Origin of the sequence: Salinicoccus halodurans, assembly GCF_900114445.1 — a bacterium.
Lineage (GTDB): Bacteria > Bacillota > Bacilli > Staphylococcales > Salinicoccaceae > Salinicoccus > Salinicoccus halodurans.
Map to the genome: position 1 here is coordinate 263134 of NZ_FOTB01000003.1, position 17548 is coordinate 280681.

17 protein-coding genes are annotated in these 17548 nt (G+C 44.1%); 13 read left to right on the forward strand and 4 right to left on the reverse strand.

The window, feature by feature from the left end; translation table 11 throughout:
• Positions 1 to 82 precede the first annotated feature (82 nt).
• Positions 83 to 1192, forward strand: a complete 1110-nt coding sequence (locus BM271_RS07870) for an HAD family hydrolase (protein ID WP_046789143.1) — start codon at positions 83 to 85, stop codon at positions 1190 to 1192.
• A 20-nt stretch (positions 1193 to 1212) separates the two neighbouring features.
• On the opposite strand, the gene serA is transcribed toward BM271_RS07870, so the two are convergent.
• The 3 genes from serA to BM271_RS07885 form a co-directional block, all read right to left on the reverse strand.
• Positions 1213 to 2805, reverse strand: coding sequence for a phosphoglycerate dehydrogenase (gene serA / locus BM271_RS07875; protein WP_046789144.1), 1593 nt, complete (start codon positions 2803 to 2805; stop codon positions 1213 to 1215).
• Entirely contained in the window at positions 2792 to 3940 is a 1149-nt protein-coding gene (locus BM271_RS07880) for a pyridoxal-phosphate-dependent aminotransferase family protein (protein WP_046789145.1), read from the reverse strand. The genes serA and BM271_RS07880 overlap by 14 nt, the downstream gene beginning before the upstream one ends.
• A 117-nt stretch (positions 3941 to 4057) precedes the next feature.
• Positions 4058 to 5122, reverse strand: coding sequence for an AAA family ATPase (locus BM271_RS07885; protein ID WP_046789146.1), 1065 nt, complete (start codon positions 5120 to 5122; stop codon positions 4058 to 4060).
• Positions 5123 to 5280: 158 nt separating this feature from the next.
• Here BM271_RS07885 and BM271_RS07890 point away from each other — a divergent pair, with 158 nt between their 5' ends.
• From BM271_RS07890 to BM271_RS07945, 12 genes are all read left to right on the forward strand, one after another.
• Positions 5281 to 6123 carry a DUF368 domain-containing protein gene (locus tag BM271_RS07890; RefSeq protein ID WP_046789147.1) on the forward strand — a complete coding sequence of 281 codons (843 nt, stop codon included), beginning with the start codon at positions 5281 to 5283 and terminating at the stop codon, positions 6121 to 6123.
• Positions 6124 to 6138: 15 nt separating this feature from the next.
• Positions 6139 to 7194 carry a GTPase domain-containing protein gene (locus BM271_RS07895; protein ID WP_046789148.1) on the forward strand — a complete coding sequence of 352 codons (1056 nt, stop codon included), beginning with the start codon at positions 6139 to 6141 and terminating at the stop codon, positions 7192 to 7194.
• A gap of 267 nt (positions 7195 to 7461) precedes the next feature.
• Positions 7462 to 8754 carry an ABC transporter substrate-binding protein gene (locus BM271_RS07900; RefSeq protein WP_046789149.1) on the forward strand — a complete coding sequence of 431 codons (1293 nt, stop codon included), beginning with the start codon at positions 7462 to 7464 and terminating at the stop codon, positions 8752 to 8754.
• Between the two features lie 62 nt (positions 8755 to 8816).
• Positions 8817 to 9683, forward strand: coding sequence for a carbohydrate ABC transporter permease (locus BM271_RS07905; RefSeq protein WP_046789150.1), 867 nt, complete (start codon positions 8817 to 8819; stop codon positions 9681 to 9683).
• A complete protein-coding gene (locus BM271_RS07910) occupies positions 9683 to 10504 on the forward strand; it encodes a carbohydrate ABC transporter permease (RefSeq protein ID WP_046789151.1) in 822 nt (273 codons plus the stop codon). The genes BM271_RS07905 and BM271_RS07910 overlap by 1 nt, the downstream gene beginning before the upstream one ends.
• Positions 10505 to 10523: 19 nt before the next feature.
• Positions 10524 to 11561 (forward strand): LacI family DNA-binding transcriptional regulator, encoded by a 1038-nt coding sequence (locus BM271_RS07915; RefSeq protein WP_046789152.1) that lies wholly within the window; start codon positions 10524 to 10526, stop codon positions 11559 to 11561.
• A complete protein-coding gene (locus BM271_RS07920) occupies positions 11539 to 12261 on the forward strand; it encodes a ThuA domain-containing protein (protein ID WP_046789153.1) in 723 nt (240 codons plus the stop codon). The genes BM271_RS07915 and BM271_RS07920 overlap by 23 nt, the downstream gene beginning before the upstream one ends.
• The gene (locus BM271_RS07925; protein WP_200795336.1) at positions 12248 to 13279 is read left to right on the forward strand and encodes a Gfo/Idh/MocA family protein; all 1032 of its coding nucleotides are present in this window, start codon (positions 12248 to 12250) and stop codon (positions 13277 to 13279) included. The genes BM271_RS07920 and BM271_RS07925 overlap by 14 nt, the downstream gene beginning before the upstream one ends.
• A gap of 9 nt (positions 13280 to 13288) precedes the next feature.
• The gene (locus tag BM271_RS07930; protein WP_046789155.1) at positions 13289 to 14320 is read left to right on the forward strand and encodes a Gfo/Idh/MocA family protein; all 1032 of its coding nucleotides are present in this window, start codon (positions 13289 to 13291) and stop codon (positions 14318 to 14320) included.
• Positions 14321 to 14332: 12 nt separating this feature from the next.
• A complete protein-coding gene (locus BM271_RS07935) occupies positions 14333 to 15301 on the forward strand; it encodes a sugar phosphate isomerase/epimerase family protein (protein ID WP_046789156.1) in 969 nt (322 codons plus the stop codon).
• Between the two features lie 12 nt (positions 15302 to 15313).
• On the forward strand, positions 15314 to 16477 hold the full coding sequence (locus tag BM271_RS07940; RefSeq protein ID WP_046789157.1) for an ABC transporter ATP-binding protein: 1164 nt from the start codon (positions 15314 to 15316) through the stop codon (positions 16475 to 16477).
• Positions 16478 to 16580: 103 nt separating this feature from the next.
• Positions 16581 to 17267 (forward strand): VOC family protein, encoded by a 687-nt coding sequence (locus BM271_RS07945; protein ID WP_046789158.1) that lies wholly within the window; start codon positions 16581 to 16583, stop codon positions 17265 to 17267.
• Here the strand turns inward: BM271_RS07945 and BM271_RS07950 are convergent.
• A complete protein-coding gene (locus BM271_RS07950; RefSeq protein ID WP_046789159.1) occupies positions 17252 to 17497 on the reverse strand; it encodes a hypothetical protein in 246 nt (81 codons plus the stop codon). The two genes, BM271_RS07945 and BM271_RS07950, sit on opposite strands and share 16 nt — an antisense overlap.
• Between the last annotated feature and the right edge of the window lie 51 nt (positions 17498 to 17548).

Consider the following 17548-nt stretch of genomic DNA (forward strand, 5'->3'; position numbering starts at 1 on the left):
GGAAAAGTTCAGTCGACATAGAAGGAGCAATGTGAGAAACTAATACTTAACCTAAAACAACTGTGAATAGGAGGAATTGGCTGTGACTGTGGTATTATTCGATGTTGACGGGGTGTTTCTCAGTGAGGAAAGGTGTTTCGATGTTTCCGCACTGGCAGTACATGAAATGCTCTACAGTCCCAGATATTTAAATTTGGGAAAAGAAAAATTTAAAATTGATTATACAGATGAGGAAATTGATTTGATCCGCGCGTCTACTTTCAGTGATGATGAAGTGCTGGAACGGTTCAAAAAAATGGGACTCAACTCTAACTGGGATATGCTTTTTGTCACATTTTCCGTTCTGTATATCAATCTCATCAAGCAGTCCAATATCAGTGTAGATAATGTGGATATCTCTGACATCTACAAAGTCGGTGAGATGCTTGGTGATTTGGAAGTGGACTACAACCAGGTTGTGGATTTCCTCAAAGAAGGGAATTATACAAAAGATACTATCTATACGGAACTGATTGAATATGCGCGACAGAGAATTGATATTACAAATCCGGAAATTTTTGACATGCATGGCCCGATCTGGAGCACCGGCCAATACAAATATCAGGAATGGTATCTTGGAAGCAATGGTGTTAAAACATCTACGGGAAGGGAAGCCGAAGAAGAAGAAAAGCAAGGATTCATCAACGATGAAGAATGGATTCGTCATCCTGAAGATATTAAAGATATGCTCAAACGGCTTCTCGCAGCCGGTGTAGAGATTGGAGTAGCCACGGGCAGACCGAGACAGGAGACATTGATTCCGTTCCATCAACAGGGGCTCATGGACCTTTTCAGAAACAACAGAGTTTCCACTGCTTCCGAAGTGCTTGCTGCTGAAGGTACAGAAGGTATTGACGTCTCTCTGGCCAAACCTCATCCATACAGCTATCTTTGGAGTCTCTATGAGCATGATGAATCTTATTTCAATGATGCGGTGAATAAACGCAATTTATCCGATGATAAGTTATTCATTATCGGGGATTCCATAGCGGATTTCTATTGTGCAGATGCCATCGGTGCAGATTTCATCGCAACACTGACAGGACTCACAGGAAAAGAAATCATCCCAAGCTTCGAAGATCTCGGAGTGACGAACATGGTGGACTCCGTTTTGGAAACAGAAGAAATCATACTTAAAAACCATCACAAATGATTGTGATGGTTTTTTGCATATTATGATAAATCTACCTGTTTCAGTCCATTGAACCCTTCGATTCCGCTCAATTCCTCCATCGCTTCATCGTTCACTCCCTGATCAAGAGAGAGGGAGAGTAGTGCATTTCCACCCGCATCATGTCTTCCGAGCTGCATGCTCGCAATGTTGACTTTATGTGTTCCGAGTGTGATGCCCATTTCACCGATGATTCCCGGGCGGTCCTGGTGGTCTATGAACAGCAGGTGTTTTGTAGGTTTGATATCTACTTGGAATTCATTGATTTTAACAATGCGTTCCCCGTATCCGTTAAGTACACTTGCACCGAGGATGAGTGTTTCATCTTCATTGATCAGTTCCGCTTCCAGATAGTTGCTGTATCCGTGTGCTTTTCCTTTTTTCTCCACTTTATATACTACATCCTGCTCCTGCAGCAGATAAAGGGCGTTTATAATATTGACGTTTTCCCCCAGATGAGGTTTGAGCAGACTTGCAACGAATGAACGTGTCAGCATGCTTGTATCATCCAGTGCAAGTTCCCCATGATATTTCAGTTTGATTTCTGCAGGGGGACGATTCATCATCTGGATACCCACTTCACCCATATGATTTGCAATATTGATATACGGTTTCAGTTCATTATTGATATTTTCGCTGATACGCGGCGCATTCACAGCGTGTATGATTGTATTGTTTTCAAGAATATCGATGATTTCCCGGGACACACTGATTGCAACCTTCTCCTGTGCTTCCACTGTGGAAGCGCCGAGGTGAGGGGTGACCACAATTTTAGGGTGACTGAGTAATTCCTGGTCTGTCGGTGGTTCCTCTTCGAATACATCAAGTGCGGCACCGTCGATCTGCCCTTCATTCAATGCATTAACCAAGGCTTTTTCATCGATGATTCCGCCGCGGGCGACATTGACGATCTTCAGTCCTGGTTTTGTCTTCTCGAAAAAGTCTGCACCTACAATTCCTTTTGTCTGTGGTGTAAGCGGAGTGTGTACAGTAAGAAAATCCGCCTGTTCTGCAATTTCATCGACTTCCATCTTCTCTATTTCAGCTTCCTGCGCCTTGTCATCGGATAAGTATGGATCGAAAGCAATGATTCTCATGCCGAAGCTCTGGGCACGCTTGGCGACACCGAAACCGATTTTACCGACACCGATGATCCCCAGTGTCTTGCCGTACATTTCTGTTCCCTTATGCCCTTTTCTGTTCCATTTACCTTCTGATAATTCTTTATGGGCAGCCGGGATATCACGGGTCAGGGACAGCATCATCGCCATTGTGTGTTCAGTCGCGCTGATCGTATTGCCGTCCGGTGCGTTGATGACGATAACACCATGCTTCGTCGCAGCTTCGATATCAATATTGTCGATGCCGACACCGGCGCGGGCAATGACCTTAAGCGTGCGTGCATAGCGGATTATCTCTTCTGTGACCGTCGTCTGACTGCGTACAATCAGCGCGTGATATTCATGGACGATTTCCAGAATTTCTTTTTCGCTGAGTCCGGTGTTTATATCCACATCATAATTGGGGTGATCCAGAAGTTCTTTGATGCCATCTTCACTTACAGGATCGAGCACGAGTATTTTATAATTTTCCATAATATTCCTCCTGTGCAGCAGCGAGTGCTTTTCCATAGTATTTTTCATTTCTGTAATCACTGAGTACCGCTTCAAGTGCAGCAAGTACACGGATCATATCGTGAGGGAACATGTAGCCCATATGCCCTATGCGGAGAATTTTGCCTTTGAGCTCTTTCTGGCCGCCGGCTATGGTAATCTGATGATCATTTTTAAGTTTGTCTTTGATCACTTTCAGCTCATCCTCATCTGATTTGAATGCTGTGACGGTGGGAGAGGCATACTCATCAGCCACCAGCATTTCCAGATCAAGTGCCCGGAGGCCGGCCCTTAGCATATCGCGCATTTTCACATGGCGTTCAAACACGGATTCAACCCCATCCTCTTCATAAATTTCGAGAACCCTCTCCAGTCCCTGTATTAAAGAAACGGCTGGTGTAAATGGCGTGGACTGATCATCCAGTGCTTTGAAGTACCGGTTGATATCCAGGTAAAAACGGGGCAGATCATTATCAGCTGATTTTTGTCTTGCTGTTTCGTTCATCGCAACAAATGCGATGCCCGGAGGAAGCATCAGCGCTTTCTGGCTTCCTGTGACCAGACAGTCGATATTATCTTTTTCCATGTCGAATTCCATGCCTCCGACGATGCTTACGCCGTCAACGATGAACAAAGTTTCTTCATTGTAGGATTTAACGGCTTTACCGAGAGCATTCAAAGGGTGGATGACGGCGGTGGACGTCTCACATGACTGGGAGAACACAGCTTTAATGTTCTTTTTTTCATTCAGGAAGTCTTTGAATTTTTTTGGATCTGCTGCTTCTCCCCATTCTACGTCATACACATGTACATCGAATGGATAAGTGCCGGCGATATTTTTGAAGCGGTCCCCAAAGGCGCCACTCACAATAATTACAATTGATTCATCGGGTTTTACAAGATTGACCATCGCAGCTTCCAGTGCACTTGTACCACTTGAGGAAAGGATGGCAACGGAGTCCTTCGTTCCGAGGAGAGTCTTCAATTTAGGCTGGATATTTTCCATGAGATGGTTGAAATCATTTGAACGATGGCCGATCATGCCTTCAGACATACGGCTTGAAACTTGTGGTGGAATCGGTGTTGGGCCAGGTGTGAGCAATAGTGTTTGTTCCATTTAATCTTCCTCCATTAGATAGATGTTAATTATGATAACAAAGTTTTCTGTATTTTCCATCAATATATAGCCGTATCCACCCAATTAGTGTAATTATACAAATAAATGCGTTTCCACTTAATTATCTTTACCATCTTTGAGGATTTCATCTACAAGAGTGTGTGCTTCCTGATATTGGTTTCTATATGATTCCCCTTCGAGCACATGCGTAATATCTTCCAATCCCTGCAGTTTTATTTCATCCAGAATCATGCCATGCATTGTGACAGAGTAGCCGTCGTCCGTCACGTCTTCTTTCGGAGGCAGTACAAGGATGAGCGACCAGTTCTGCAAATGGATGAAGTAGTCGAACACTGATTTCAGCTGATGGAATTCATCTCCGACTGCATGCATCTTCATATATATTTTCGTCATCATCACATCGGTATCCGCAAAAAATACCTTTCTTGTTCCGGGGGAGTGGATATGTTTTTTATTATTTTCGAACTGCCCGATGCCGACTGCATGAAAATCCTTGACGTCCAATTCATCAGCGGCAACATGCTGGCTTATGCGGTATTCCTTTGCATATTCTGTCGAATAGCTGGTGGAATATCTTCGGGCCAAATCATGGACAAGTGATGTTTTGCCTGTTCCGGGAGCGCCTAGCACCAGTACATTCTGGACGAAAAACCTTCTGAATGGTCTTGTGACATAATCCCAGTTCAATATGGGTTCTTCCCGTATACTCGTACCGCTGATCCCTAAAATTTTACGGTCCACCATAGTGATATGCGTAACAATTTCAGTCCATCTGCCGTCAAAAAAATTCTGAAGCGGCTCGATATATTCTTCTTCACCCACGTAATAGGTCATCTCATCCACTTCAAAATCCAGTGCAGCGATGCCTGCGGAAATTTTTTCAGCAAGCATTTCAAGCCATGGCCCCCAACCGTGGGGATATCTTGGGATCTCCGTTTCATCCAATTTGATGACTGACACGTTTTTATCATTCCGCAGCAGCTGCCGCATCGCTTTTACTCTGTTATCAAGAGACATCGCGTATGTATTGCCGCGGTCACCTTCATACCCGCTGACAATGACAAGTGCGTGCCTGTTCTCACGCTTAGCCCGGACAATCTGCTCAAAGTGTCCAACGTGGCAGGGGGCAAACGTTCCGAAATATATACCTAAATCTCTCACATCAATATCTCCCATCGATTAATCTGTTAGATTAGTTATAACAATATGAAAACGTATTATCAAACCAGAGTGCCCTGCAAATGATGAAATGAACCGATAATATGCTACAATCGTATGGAAAATAAAACTAACTGTGAATTCGAGAGGTAATTTAAAACATGTTCAAATGGGTAAATATAATAAAAGGATTTCTAATGGGGGTATGTGAGCTTATCCCCGGTGTGAGCAGCGGTACGATGGCACTGCTCCTTGGTATTTATGACCAGTTTCTAGGTGCAGTCAGCAAGGTCGTCTCCAGGCATTACAAAAAGGCGGTCATCTTTCTGATTCCACTCGTCATCGGTATGGGCATCGCCATATTATCAATGTCATCACTCATTGATTACTTACTGAGAAACCATATGATGCCGGTGCATTGGTTTTTCATGGGATTGATTTTGGGTGTGGTACCGATGATGCTGAGGATATCCAACTATAAGGTGGAATTCAGAGCCCCGCATTATATACTGATCATCATTGCGGTGGCGGGACTGTTTTTCATGGGTATGATGCGCGCAGACGAGGTGCCGATAGAGGAGATCTCGATCACGGCTCCCCTGCTCATAAAACTGTTCTTCAGCGGCATGCTGGGATCGGCAACAATGCTGCTTCCGGGGATTTCGGGATCGCTCGTACTCCTGCTCCTCGGTTCCTACTCCATCATCATCTATTCGCTGAGTGAACTTACGTCGTTTAACTTCAGTGTCCTGCCGGTGCTGATTGCAGCGGGTCTGGGCATAGTCGCAGGGCTGCTTGTGGCGAGCCGTATCATCCAGTACATGCTGAGGCACTATACTTATTTAACATATGCACTGATTCTCGGTCTGGTCATGGGATCCGTATTTGCAATCTACCCCGGACTGCCCGAGACACTGCTCTCCTGGATGATTACAGTCCTCGTATTCACTGCCGGTCTCTTAATAAGCTATTTTATGGGTAAAGAGAATAAAGATACTATATAAACAGAGGTGAGTGTTATGGTCGCCGAACATCCTTTAGTTAAATCTTTTCATAAATACGTTGAGGGTACAATCGATTACCGGGTCGGGATCCTCGGCCAGGTAGATGCCGGAAAGAGCGCACTGGTCAGCGCATTGGCAGGAGAGGATACACATATTTCCACCCAGACCGATGCCACCCGTACCATCACTTCGCATAAATATGGAAGCCATGGGCAGATTCTTGATTTTCCGGGAGTGGGTACAACAGAATATTCTCCGAAGCAATATAAGAAATTAATAAAAAAAGCGGATATCAGGCATGTCCTATATGTATTTTCATCAAAAATCAGAGAAGCTGATGAAGAAATAATCCGCTTTTTGGCAAAGCGGAACATCAACATAATCTTCATCTACAACAAATCAGATACACTCGTTGATGTCTCGGGCACGAAGCAACAGGAGCTGCTTATGCATGATAAGGATACAGAGTTGCATGTCACATTCAAAAAGCACCTGGATCAGCCGCTCCATTATCATTTTGTAAGTGTAAAAGACGATTTGGGCATAGAAGGTGTCAAAGCTGCGCTCCAGCCGATATTCGACTCCAAGGACAAAGAGTTCAATCACAGGACCGGGAGTGCAGAATATATGGAGAAATTTTTGAATAAAAAACTCAACACCCTCGCGACGAAACTGTTATCGCCCGGATTAAAAGATATTATCTTAAGCAGGGCTTACCGTTCTATAGAAGAAATGACCGAAGCGCATTTCCAGGTGTCACCGGAAGATGGTGAAATCATCAGTAAACCCATACCCAGGGCAGCAGATTACATCAATCAGGCCAAAGATACAGATAAAACCGGAATGAAATCAAAAGAATATATCAGTCATCTGGCAACAGTGTTCAGCACTGTATTCAAATTGAGAAAATTAAATGTCATTTCCTTCATCGTATCGACACTCGGCGAGGCTGGAATCAAAAATATTTATCCGGTATTGAAAGGCACTTTCGAATATGTGGGGGATATGAACGACTTTGCAAGAGATGTTTTGAAATACTCCAGCCAGGAACAAAAAGAAGGAATCATTTAATTAAATGATCATCAGATCCGACCCAGAATCTATGCCAGATAGATTCTGGGTTTTTTGTAATAAGAGGAATGCGGTAACAGTGCTGTTTTGAGCAATCGTTTGCAATAGAAATCATAAATATAAGGTTAGTATCCTTAATTTTTGTTGTAAAATCAGTGAAACTATTAATGCAATCGTTTGCAATAAATGCTTGACTTAATTGTTTTCTGAATATATAATCATTTATACAGCGATTGACAACGCTTACATAAATGAGGAGGAGCTCAAATGTCTAAAACAAAGTGGGGTTATTCATTATTATTATCGTTGACTCTTGTTCTAGGGGCATGCGGTAACAGTGGCGATGGTGGTGGATCTATTTCAGAAGGCAGTGAAGATGACGGCGAAGTAACAATCGATCTTTATCAGTTTAAAGTTGAATTTCGTGAACAGTTTGAAGATCTGGTAGCTAAATATGAAGAAGAGAACCCTGATGTAACGATCAATGTTGAAACTGTTGGAGGCGGGAACGATTACGGTGCAACACTTAAGTCTAAAATTGCATCAGGTGAAGAACCTGATATCTTCAACATCGGCGGTCCGCAGGATTACGAAGACCATAAAGACCGTATCGCACCAATTGAAGATTCAAAAGCTATAGATACAGCGCTTGATGGTACTTTGGATCCGGTGACGATAGATGATCAGGTATACGGTATCCCTTATAATCTTGAAGGCTATGGTCTGATTTACAACAAGCAAATCTTTGAAGAAGCTGGTATCAATCCTGAAGAGCTTACGACAATGGAGGACTTGCAGGCAGCAACAGAAAAACTTGATGGAATGAAAGAAGAGCTTGGCCTTGATGCAGTGTATGCGTTCCCTGGTAAGGAAAGATGGGTGTATGGTAACCATACAAGCAGTTCTTTCCTTGCTCCTGAATTTAATAATAATGTAATGAACGCATTTGAATCAGATACGGTCCAATTCGAACTTTCTGATGAACTTAAGTCGTATATTGATATGCAGGCGGAATATTCTGTAACACCAGTGTTGAGCTTGGATTATTCTCAGCAGGTGGAAGCCCTTTATTCCATGGGTAAAGTTGCAATGATACAGCAAGGTAACTGGGCTTACCCTTCAATCGAACAGATAGCACCGGAAGTTGCAGAGAACTCAGGAATCCTACCGATTCCAGTTGACGGAGAAGCAAAAATGCCGGTGGGAGTGCCTCAATACTGGGTAGTTAACTCAGGGGCTGAAAAAGATGTACAGCAGGCAGCAGTGGAGTTCCTGGATTGGATGTATACATCTGATGAAGGTAAAGATATTGTATTAAACGAATTCAATTTCATTCCTGCATATGAAGATTATGATACATCACAGATTTCAGACCCGCTTTCAAAAGAAATCTATGAATACACTGCAGAAGGAAATACAAGTGGTTGGGTTTTCTTAGGTTATCCAACCGGTTTCTCTGAAGATGTATTTGGGAACAATGTCCAGCAGTATCTCTCAGGTGAAATTACCTGGGATGAAGTTATAGAAAACTCTCAGTCTTACTGGGAAGAGAATCGTTAATAGAAAGAGGCAAAAGGAGCAAATTTTTTGCTCCTTCCTTTCATAAAAAGAGGTGTTAATATATGAAAACCAAAAACCCGATGTATTGGGTATTCCTTGCTCCGGTGTTAGCGGCTTTGCTGATCGTAGTTGTTGTTCCTTTTATATGGGGAATCTATTATTCACTGACTGAGTGGTCAGGGGATATGGCCCAAACCCCTGTGTTTAAAGGATTTGACAATTACGCAAACCTGCTAAGCGATCCGACTTTCCTGAACGCATTATGGTTCACTTTTAAATATGCAATTGTAACGGTCATCATTATTAATGTGGTCGGTTTTTCTTTGGCTCTGATTGTTACGAGTTACATAAAATCGAAAAACATGTTAAGAACCATATTCTTCATGCCCAACCTCATCGGAGGCCTGATACTGGGCTTTATATGGCAATTCATCTTTACAGATATTTTTAATTTCATAGGAAACGCTATGGGTGTGGAGATGCTCCAAGGATGGCTCGCAACACCGGCGACAGGCTTTTGGGGAATGGTCATTCTTCATGTATGGCAGATGGCGGGTTACATCATGATTATTTATATTGCATACCTCCAGAGTATCCCGGATGAGCTGCTGGAAGCAGCAGACATGGATGGCGCAAGTTATATGCAGAAACTGAAAAATGTTATTCTGCCATTGGTGGCGCCGGCATTCACTGTCAGCATGTTCCTGACACTTTCAGGCGCATTTAAAATCTATGATCAAAACTTGTCTCTGACCGGAGGGGGGCCGGGCGGTTCGACGAAAATGATTGCAATGGATATTGTAGATACCGCATTTGCGATGAATACGATGGGGATGGCACAAGCCAAAGCAGTTGTGTTCTTCATAATTGTAGCAATACTCAGCCTTACGCAAGTATATTACAATAAGAAGAAAGAGGTGGAGCTATAATGAAAAAGAAAAAAACGAGAGGCCGTATAATACTGGAAATCCTCGGTATCGCTCTTGGACTATTATGGCTCTCCCCTTTTTATATTATGATTGTTAATGCATTTAAATCTAAGCGTGAGATGTTTGAAAATACACTGGCACCACCATCAGAACCGATAGTTGATAACTTCGTCAATGCATTCCAGGAACTGGACTTTTTAAGAACATTTTTCAATTCTTTCCTGATTACGACGGTTAGTATCGTCTGCATAGTATTTTTATCAGCGATGGCAGCCTACGCATTATCCAGGAATAAAAGCAAAATCAGCGGTCTTATCTTCTTTCTGTTTGTTGCATCTATGCTTATCCCATTTCAGGCGGTTATGATTCCACTGGTTAAGATTTTCAGCGACTTGCAAAGTCTTAATATGGGTGGTTTGATGTTCATGTATGTCGGTTTTGGCTCGGGACTTTCTCTATTTCTCTATCACGGCGCTTTAAAAAACATTCCTGTCTCACTTGATGAAGCAGCGAAAATTGATGGCGCTACAAAATGGCAGACGTTCTGGCATGTGATATTTCCTCTGTTACGCCCGATTGGAATAACGGTCGCTATACTGAATGTCATATGGATATGGAATGACTTCCTGCTTCCAAGTCTTGTGCTTGGTTCAGGAGAGGAGACGATACCGTTGAAACTGTTCCTGTTCTTTGGTCAGTATACTAAACAGTGGACTCTTGCTCTTGCGGGATTAACAATATCCATTATTCCAGTGATTATTGGATATTTCATCGCCCAGAAGCATATAATCAAAGGAGTATCTGATGGTGCAGTGAAGTAAGCGGGAGGAGCAACACAATATGGTAACAATCAAGGATGTGGCTAAAATAGCCAGTGTTTCACCCTCCACAGTATCGAGAGTGATAAAAGATCATGATGGAATAAGTGATACGACAAAGAAAAAAGTTAGGAAAATAATGGAGGATATCGGTTATTCTCCTAATATAGCAGCAAGAAATTTGGTTACGAATCAGTCATATACCATCGGACTGGTATTAAAGAGTGGGATTCATGAAGTGAATCTGAATCCATTCTTTTCGGATGTGAACCTGGGTGTTTCCGAAACATGCAGAAAGAAAGGTTATTCAACTTTGACAACATCTATGACCGATGATGATGCGCTCTTAAACGAGGTTAAAGAGTTGATTAATTCCAGGCAGGTTGATGGCTTTATTCTTCTTTATTCCAAAAAAGATGATGTGGTTGTAAATTATCTGCATGAGATTGATTTTCCATTCGTCGTTATCGGAAAGAATATATTTGATATCAATGATGGAATTTATGTGGATAATGACAACGTTTTTGCTGCGAAATCCATGACGGAATTCCTGATAAATGAAGGATATACGGATATAAGAATGATTGTTGATAATGACATATTCGCAGTGTCACAGGATAGAATTGAAGGGTTTGAAATGGCCTTGAAAGAATCCGGTATTCCAACTGAGGGGAAAATACTAAAGCCCGGCAAGGACAGCGAAATGTTGAAAGAAATGCTGGATGATGTTTTCAATCACAATGCACCCGAAGCGATATTAACTTTGGATGCAGTGCTTAATGCAAAAGTTATTTCTGCATTATACCAGTTGAAAATACGTATTCCCAAAGACGTTGCAACGGCAACATTCAATGATTCTCTGTTAACGAAATTCGCTTCCCCTCCTCAAACCGTCGTCAATATATTCCCGAAGGAATTGGGTAAAGAAGCAAGCAGTGAAATTATTGATCTGGTAAATAATCCGGATAAATTTAAAAGGAATATTACAGTACCAACTGAAATTATCGAACGTCAATCTACTATGAGGAGGATGTCTGATGAATGTGACTGTGTGGAATGAATATAGACATGAAAAGGAATCTGATGCAGTGGCTGGGGTTTACCCTGAGGGAATTCATGCTCAGATTGCCGGTTTCCTGAATGAGCATGATGTGACGACGGCAACTTTGGATGAGGATCAGCATGGTCTGAGTGATGAAGTGCTGGAGGAGACGGATGTTCTTGTATGGTGGGGGCATAAAGCTCACGATGAAGTGTCGGATGAAATTGCCGAGAAGGTGTGCAGGCGTGTTTGGGAAGGCATGGGACTGGTGGTGCTTCACTCGGCTCATTTTTCCAAGCCGTTTAAGCTGCTGATGGGCACGTCATGTGATTTGAAGTGGCGTGAGGCGAATGAGAAGGAACGTCTCTGGGTAGTGGATCCAAGTCATCCGATTGCGGCGGGACTGGGTGAATATTTTGAGCTGCCTGAAGAGGAAATGTATGGTGAGCATTTTGATATTCCGATGCCCGATGAGCTGATCATGCTCAGCTGGTTTGAAGGCGGGGAAGTTTTCAGGAGCGCATGCACCTTCAAACGGGGAAACGGCAAAATTTTCTATTTCCGTCCCGGGCATGAAACGCATCCGACCTACTATGATGAAAATGTTCAGAAAGTGATCCGAAATGGTGTGAACTGGGTTGGATCACCTAAAGGAGTACGACATTACTACGGAAACTATGAACCATTAGAAGAGATAAAGGGGAATCACAATGATTAATGTTGGTGTGATCGGGTGTGGCAGCATTGGTGTCAAACGCCACATTGCCGAATACAGTGAAAATAAAGATGTTAAGCTGGTTGCTTTCTGCGACAGGGTCCTGAAACGGGCGGAGGAGCAGAGAACACTCTATGGCGGGGGTGCCTATAAGGATTATAAGGAGCTTCTGGCTGATGAAAATGTAGATGCCGTGAGTGTGTGTACACCGAACTATCTTCATGCTGAAATTGCAATTGCAGCGCTTGAAGCGGGCAAGCATGTCCTGTGTGAAAAGCCGATGGGTGTGACTTTAAAAGAAATGGATGCAATGATTGAAGCGGAGAATCGATCGGACGGGCAGCTGATGATCGGACATAACCAGCGTTTTGTAAAGGAACATGAAATTGCGAAGGAATGGATTGCTTCAGGCAGGCTGGGCAGGATTTATTCGTTCCGTACGACATTCGGCCACCCGGGACCTGAAAAATGGAGTGTTGACGGCAGGGACAGCTGGTTCTTCAAAGAAGAGGAAGCGGCCATGGGAGCCATGGGGGATCTCGGAGTGCATAAAGCCGATTTGATCAGATTTCTTCTGGACGAAGAAGTAGTTGAAGTCGGCGGGCTGATTTCCAAAGAAGACAAAGATTTCTCCGATGTTGACGATAATGCAGTGTGCATCCTTCGTACTGAATCCAGTGCGATCGGGACCCTGCAGGCGAGCTGGTCATTCTATGGTGCGGAAGATAATTCGACTGTAATATACGGAGAAAAGGGCGTGCTGCGTCTGCTCAACGACGAAAAATATTCATTTATATTCGCAGGGGCAGACGGGGAAGTGGTGAAAGAGAACTACGGCGGCATCCAGACGAATGAAGACACGGGACAGAGCAAATCTTCCCAGGTCATGGGCCGTTTCATCAGCGCCCTGGAAAAAGATGAGAGGGTGCCTGTTACGGCGCATGACGCAAAAAAATCGGTTCAAATCATCTTAAGTGCATTTGAATCTGATAGAACACATAAAATCATTACTGGAGAATAGGTGTTGTGAATGTCTAAAATCAGACTGGGGTTCATTGGCGTCGGGGGCATTGCGACCGGCCGTCATATCCCGACTTTCCGGACATTGGATGAAGTGGAAATTACAGCAGTGCAGGACATCAATCAGGAACGGGCGATGAAAGTTGCGAATGAACTGGGAATACCTGAAGTGTTCGCGAATATCGAAGATATGTACCCTTATGTGGATGCAGTGGTAATCTGTACACCGAATAAGTTTCATGCACCGATCAGTATCGATGCGATGAATCATGGAAAACATGTGCTCTGTGAAAAGCCGATGGCTTTGACGGCTGATGAGTGTGACAGGATGATCGAAGCGGAAACACGTAACGGCGTAAAACTGCATATCGCGTATCATTACCGTTTCATGAAAGAAGCGATCGCCTCCAAAAAAATTATTGAGCGGGGCATAATCGGCGACCCGATTGTTGTACGTGTCAAAGGTCTGAGACGCCGTAAAGTGCCCGGCTGGGGTGTATTCACAAACCAGGAGCTCCAGGGCGGCGGTGCATTGATTGATTATGGCTGTCATCTCCTCGATCTTGCGATGTACCTCATGGGAGATGTGAAACCGGTGGAGGTCTCAAGCTCTACATATAACCATCTCAGCAGGACGAACACGGTAAATGAATGGGGACATTTCAACAGGGAGACATTTGAAGTCGAAGATCATGTGAGTGCATTCATCCGGTTCGATAATGGGGCATCGATGCTGTTTGAAACGAGCTGGGCTGCCAATATACCCGAAGACGAGAATCATATCAGCATTTCCGGCATGAAAGCCGGGCTGGATGTTTTTGATATGAAAGTGAACCAGGCGGATGAAGATCTGATGACGACAATGCGCATAGATTATATTAAAGTGGACGAACCCTACAGCAGACTGCAGGCGCAGGATTTCATATCTGCAGTGAAATACGACACGCCGCTTCGCGTAAAATCTCATGAAGCAAAGGAAGTATCAAAGATCATTGAAGCGGTCTATAAAAGTTCAAAAGAACAACGCAGTGTAAGACTTTAGGAGGTTTAATACATGAAACTGGGAGTTTTTAATCCATTGTTCCAGAACATGAGCTTTTTGGAAATGCTGGATTATGTAAAAGAATCCGGGCTGGATGCGGTGGAAATAGGTACAGGCGGTTATCCGGGGAATGCGCACTGTGATGTAGACAGGCTGCTCGATTCTGAGAATGCACGCAGGGAATATCTGAGTGAATTTGAAGACCGGGGACTGGTCATCAGTGCATTCAGCTGCCATGGTAATCCGATTTCACCGGATGATACATTCCGGAATGAATCGGATGAGGCGCTGCGTAAGACAATCAAGTTGGCGGCACTTATGGAAGTTCCTGTCGTCAATACTTTCAGCGGCACCCCGGCAGGCAACGAAACGGACACATCAGTGAACTGGCCGGTAACACCGTGGCCGGAAGAATATTCCCGGATCAAAGAATGGCAGTGGGAGAACCGTCTTGTTCCATACTGGAAAGAGATTGGCGAACTGGCTGAGAAGCATGATGTGAAAATCGGTCTGGAACTCCATGGCGGCTTCCTGATACACTCCCCGCACACGATGCTCGAACTCAGAAAGAGAACGAACCCGTATATCGGAGCGAATTTCGATCCGAGCCATATGTGGTGGCAGGGCATCGATCCCGTGGCGGCCATTAAAATACTTGGTAGAGAGGGAGCAATTCACCATTTTCATGCCAAGGACACATATATCGATCCTGAAAACCTGAATATGTACGGATACCTCGATATGAATCCCTATGGTAGAATCAAAGACAGAAGCTGGACATTCAGAAGTGTCGGTCTCGGCCACAGCATGGATGAATGGGCGGGTATGATGAGCGCTCTCAGAACGTATGGCTACGATCACGTTGTCTCCATTGAACATGAAGACGGGCTGATGTCCATTGAGGAAGGGTTCCGGACAGCAGTAAGGAATTTGCAAAGTGTGATTATAAAAGAAAAGCCGACTGACATGTGGTGGGCTTAGAGGAGTGGTTCAATGGCTGAAATAAAACTCGAACGTATAAAAAAGACATATGACAATGGTCCTACAGTCGTACACGACTTCAATCTTGAAATACACGATGGCGAGTTCATCGTCTTAGTCGGCCCTTCGGGCTGCGGTAAATCTACGACTTTACGCATGATTGCAGGGCTTGAAGATATTACAGGCGGCGATTTCTACATCGATGAGAAACGTATGAATGATGTGGAGCCAAAAAACAGGGACATCGCAATGGTTTTCCAGAACTATGCGCTGTATCCCCATATGAGCGTGTACGATAATATGGCTTTCAGTCTCAAGCTGAGAAAAACACCCAAACCGGAGATAAAAGAGCGTGTTGAGAAAGCGGCTGAAATCCTCGGTCTGACAGATTTTCTGGATAGAAAACCCAAAGCCCTGTCCGGCGGACAGAGGCAGCGTGTTGCATTGGGCCGCGCGATTGTCCGTGAAGCCAATGTTTTCCTGATGGATGAGCCTCTCTCCAACCTGGATGCAAAGCTCAGGGTACAGATGCGCGCGGAAATTACTAAGCTTCATAAACGTCTGGAAACAACGACTATCTATGTCACGCATGACCAGACGGAAGCATTGACCATGGCTTCAAGAATAGTCGTCATGAATCAGGGGGATATCATGCAGGTGGGCAGTCCCAAGGAAGTATATGATTTCCCGGAAAATGTTTTTGTGGCACAGTTTATCGGATCACCTGCCATGAACATCTTTGATGCCGAGATCAGAGACGGAAAGCTGATCATCGGAGACACAGCCATCACGGTGCCGGAAGCAAAACGCCGTATGCTCATGAATGAAGGTTATGATAACCAGCCGGTAAAGTTCGGCATACGGCCGGAGGACATAAGAGAAGAAGCGTTATTTGTGGAATCAGCACTTGCTTCTGCGTTTAATGTGGAAGTCAAGGTGAGTGAACTGCTGGGCTCTGAAATCATGCTTTACTCCGAACTTGAAAATCAAGAGTTCATTTCCCGTGTAGACGCGAGGAACGAACTGGATCCGGGAGACGTCGTAAAATTCGCCTTTGATATGAATAAAGGGCATTTCTTCGATGTTGAGACCGGCGAACGTATCGTGACCAGGGAAGAACGTGAAAAAGAGCTGAAACAAATGCACAGTACAGATCCGAATGTAATAAAAGCATAAGCAAGAGAGACAGCCCTCCCATATGGAAGGGCTGTTTTCGCTTCAGTATATTTCGTGGAGCATGCGTGTTATTATGATATAGTTAAAAAAAGAGGTGACCCGGATGGTAAAGTTTGATCACATCATACATTACGTTAATCGGCTGGAAGAAGTTGAGCGGACGCCCGTACTTCCAATTCATTCAGGCGGGAGACATGAACGTTTTGGCACGGTCAATCTGCTTTCATATTTTGATTACAGATATGTGGAGTATTTAGCGATTGAAGATGAAGCGGTGTTCACTCAGCATCTGAAAGATGGGAATGAATCTTTCGCCGGTACGATTGATTCATTAAATTACGAAGAAGGATTCATCCGTTATGCTCTCAGCACCGATGATATTGAAGGACTGGACGAACGTTTCAGGGCACACGGTTTTTCTGTAGAAGGCCCGGTTGAAATGGAGCGTACAACAAATGGGGAAACAATCAGCTGGAAACTGCTTTATGTTCAGCATGACAAAGAAATTTTCCCATTCTTCATCCAGTGGAATGAGCCCGAAGCGCAGCGCATGAAACGCATTGAAGCATTGCGGGGGGACTTTATCGGCCCGTCAATTACCGTCCGGCATGATGTAGAAGATATCCACCTTTGGGAATCATTCTACGATGTCCTTGGCATCTGGGAAGGACAGATAGATGATTACACGCGTGTGGAACTTTCGCGAAACGCGAAACCGTCCATTACCCTGGAAGTGGGAACGGACGGCGAGTCAGTGGTCTATAAAGGCGCAATCTACAAGTTTATATAAATGATCAAACCGATGTGGGCAAGAGCAATCAGAGCAGTGATGATACTCATCATGACCATTGAACGTGTGCCCCGTACCAACATATAGGCGAGGCTCAGCATGAATGTAATCACTGCGAGAATGATCCGCACACTCATCAGTGCAATCAGGTCTCCGCTGTTATACTGACCCAGTTGGATTATGCTGAAAATGTTTAAAGCTGCTAGAACGACAAGAATTATAAGTCTCATTCATCGGCCACCTTTCATGCTAATAATTATATCAGATATTACTGAAATGGA

Bases quoted from the DNA above. Each gene is read 5' to 3' on its own strand.
- BM271_RS07950 (WP_046789159.1), bottom strand. From the start codon at position 17,497: ATGAGACTTATAATTCTTGTCGTTCTAGCAGCTTTAAACATTTTCAGC.
- BM271_RS07920 (WP_046789153.1), top strand. From the start codon at position 11,539: ATGAATGTGACTGTGTGGAATGAATATAGACATGAAAAGGAATCTGAT.
- BM271_RS07905 (WP_046789150.1), top strand. From the start codon at position 8,817: ATGAAAACCAAAAACCCGATGTATTGGGTATTCCTTGCTCCGGTGTTA.
- BM271_RS07940 (WP_046789157.1), top strand. From the start codon at position 15,314: ATGGCTGAAATAAAACTCGAACGTATAAAAAAGACATATGACAATGGT.
- BM271_RS07890 (WP_046789147.1), top strand. From the start codon at position 5,281: ATGTTCAAATGGGTAAATATAATAAAAGGATTTCTAATGGGGGTATGT.
- BM271_RS07930 (WP_046789155.1), top strand. From the start codon at position 13,289: ATGTCTAAAATCAGACTGGGGTTCATTGGCGTCGGGGGCATTGCGACC.
- BM271_RS07900 (WP_046789149.1), top strand. From the start codon at position 7,462: ATGTCTAAAACAAAGTGGGGTTATTCATTATTATTATCGTTGACTCTT.
- BM271_RS07895 (WP_046789148.1), top strand. From the start codon at position 6,139: ATGGTCGCCGAACATCCTTTAGTTAAATCTTTTCATAAATACGTTGAG.
- BM271_RS07910 (WP_046789151.1), top strand. From the start codon at position 9,683: ATGAAAAAGAAAAAAACGAGAGGCCGTATAATACTGGAAATCCTCGGT.
- BM271_RS07880 (WP_046789145.1), bottom strand. From the start codon at position 3,940: ATGGAACAAACACTATTGCTCACACCTGGCCCAACACCGATTCCACCA.
- BM271_RS07935 (WP_046789156.1), top strand. From the start codon at position 14,333: ATGAAACTGGGAGTTTTTAATCCATTGTTCCAGAACATGAGCTTTTTG.
- BM271_RS07945 (WP_046789158.1), top strand. From the start codon at position 16,581: ATGGTAAAGTTTGATCACATCATACATTACGTTAATCGGCTGGAAGAA.
- serA (WP_046789144.1), bottom strand. From the start codon at position 2,805: ATGGAAAATTATAAAATACTCGTGCTCGATCCTGTAAGTGAAGATGGC.
- BM271_RS07915 (WP_046789152.1), top strand. From the start codon at position 10,524: ATGGTAACAATCAAGGATGTGGCTAAAATAGCCAGTGTTTCACCCTCC.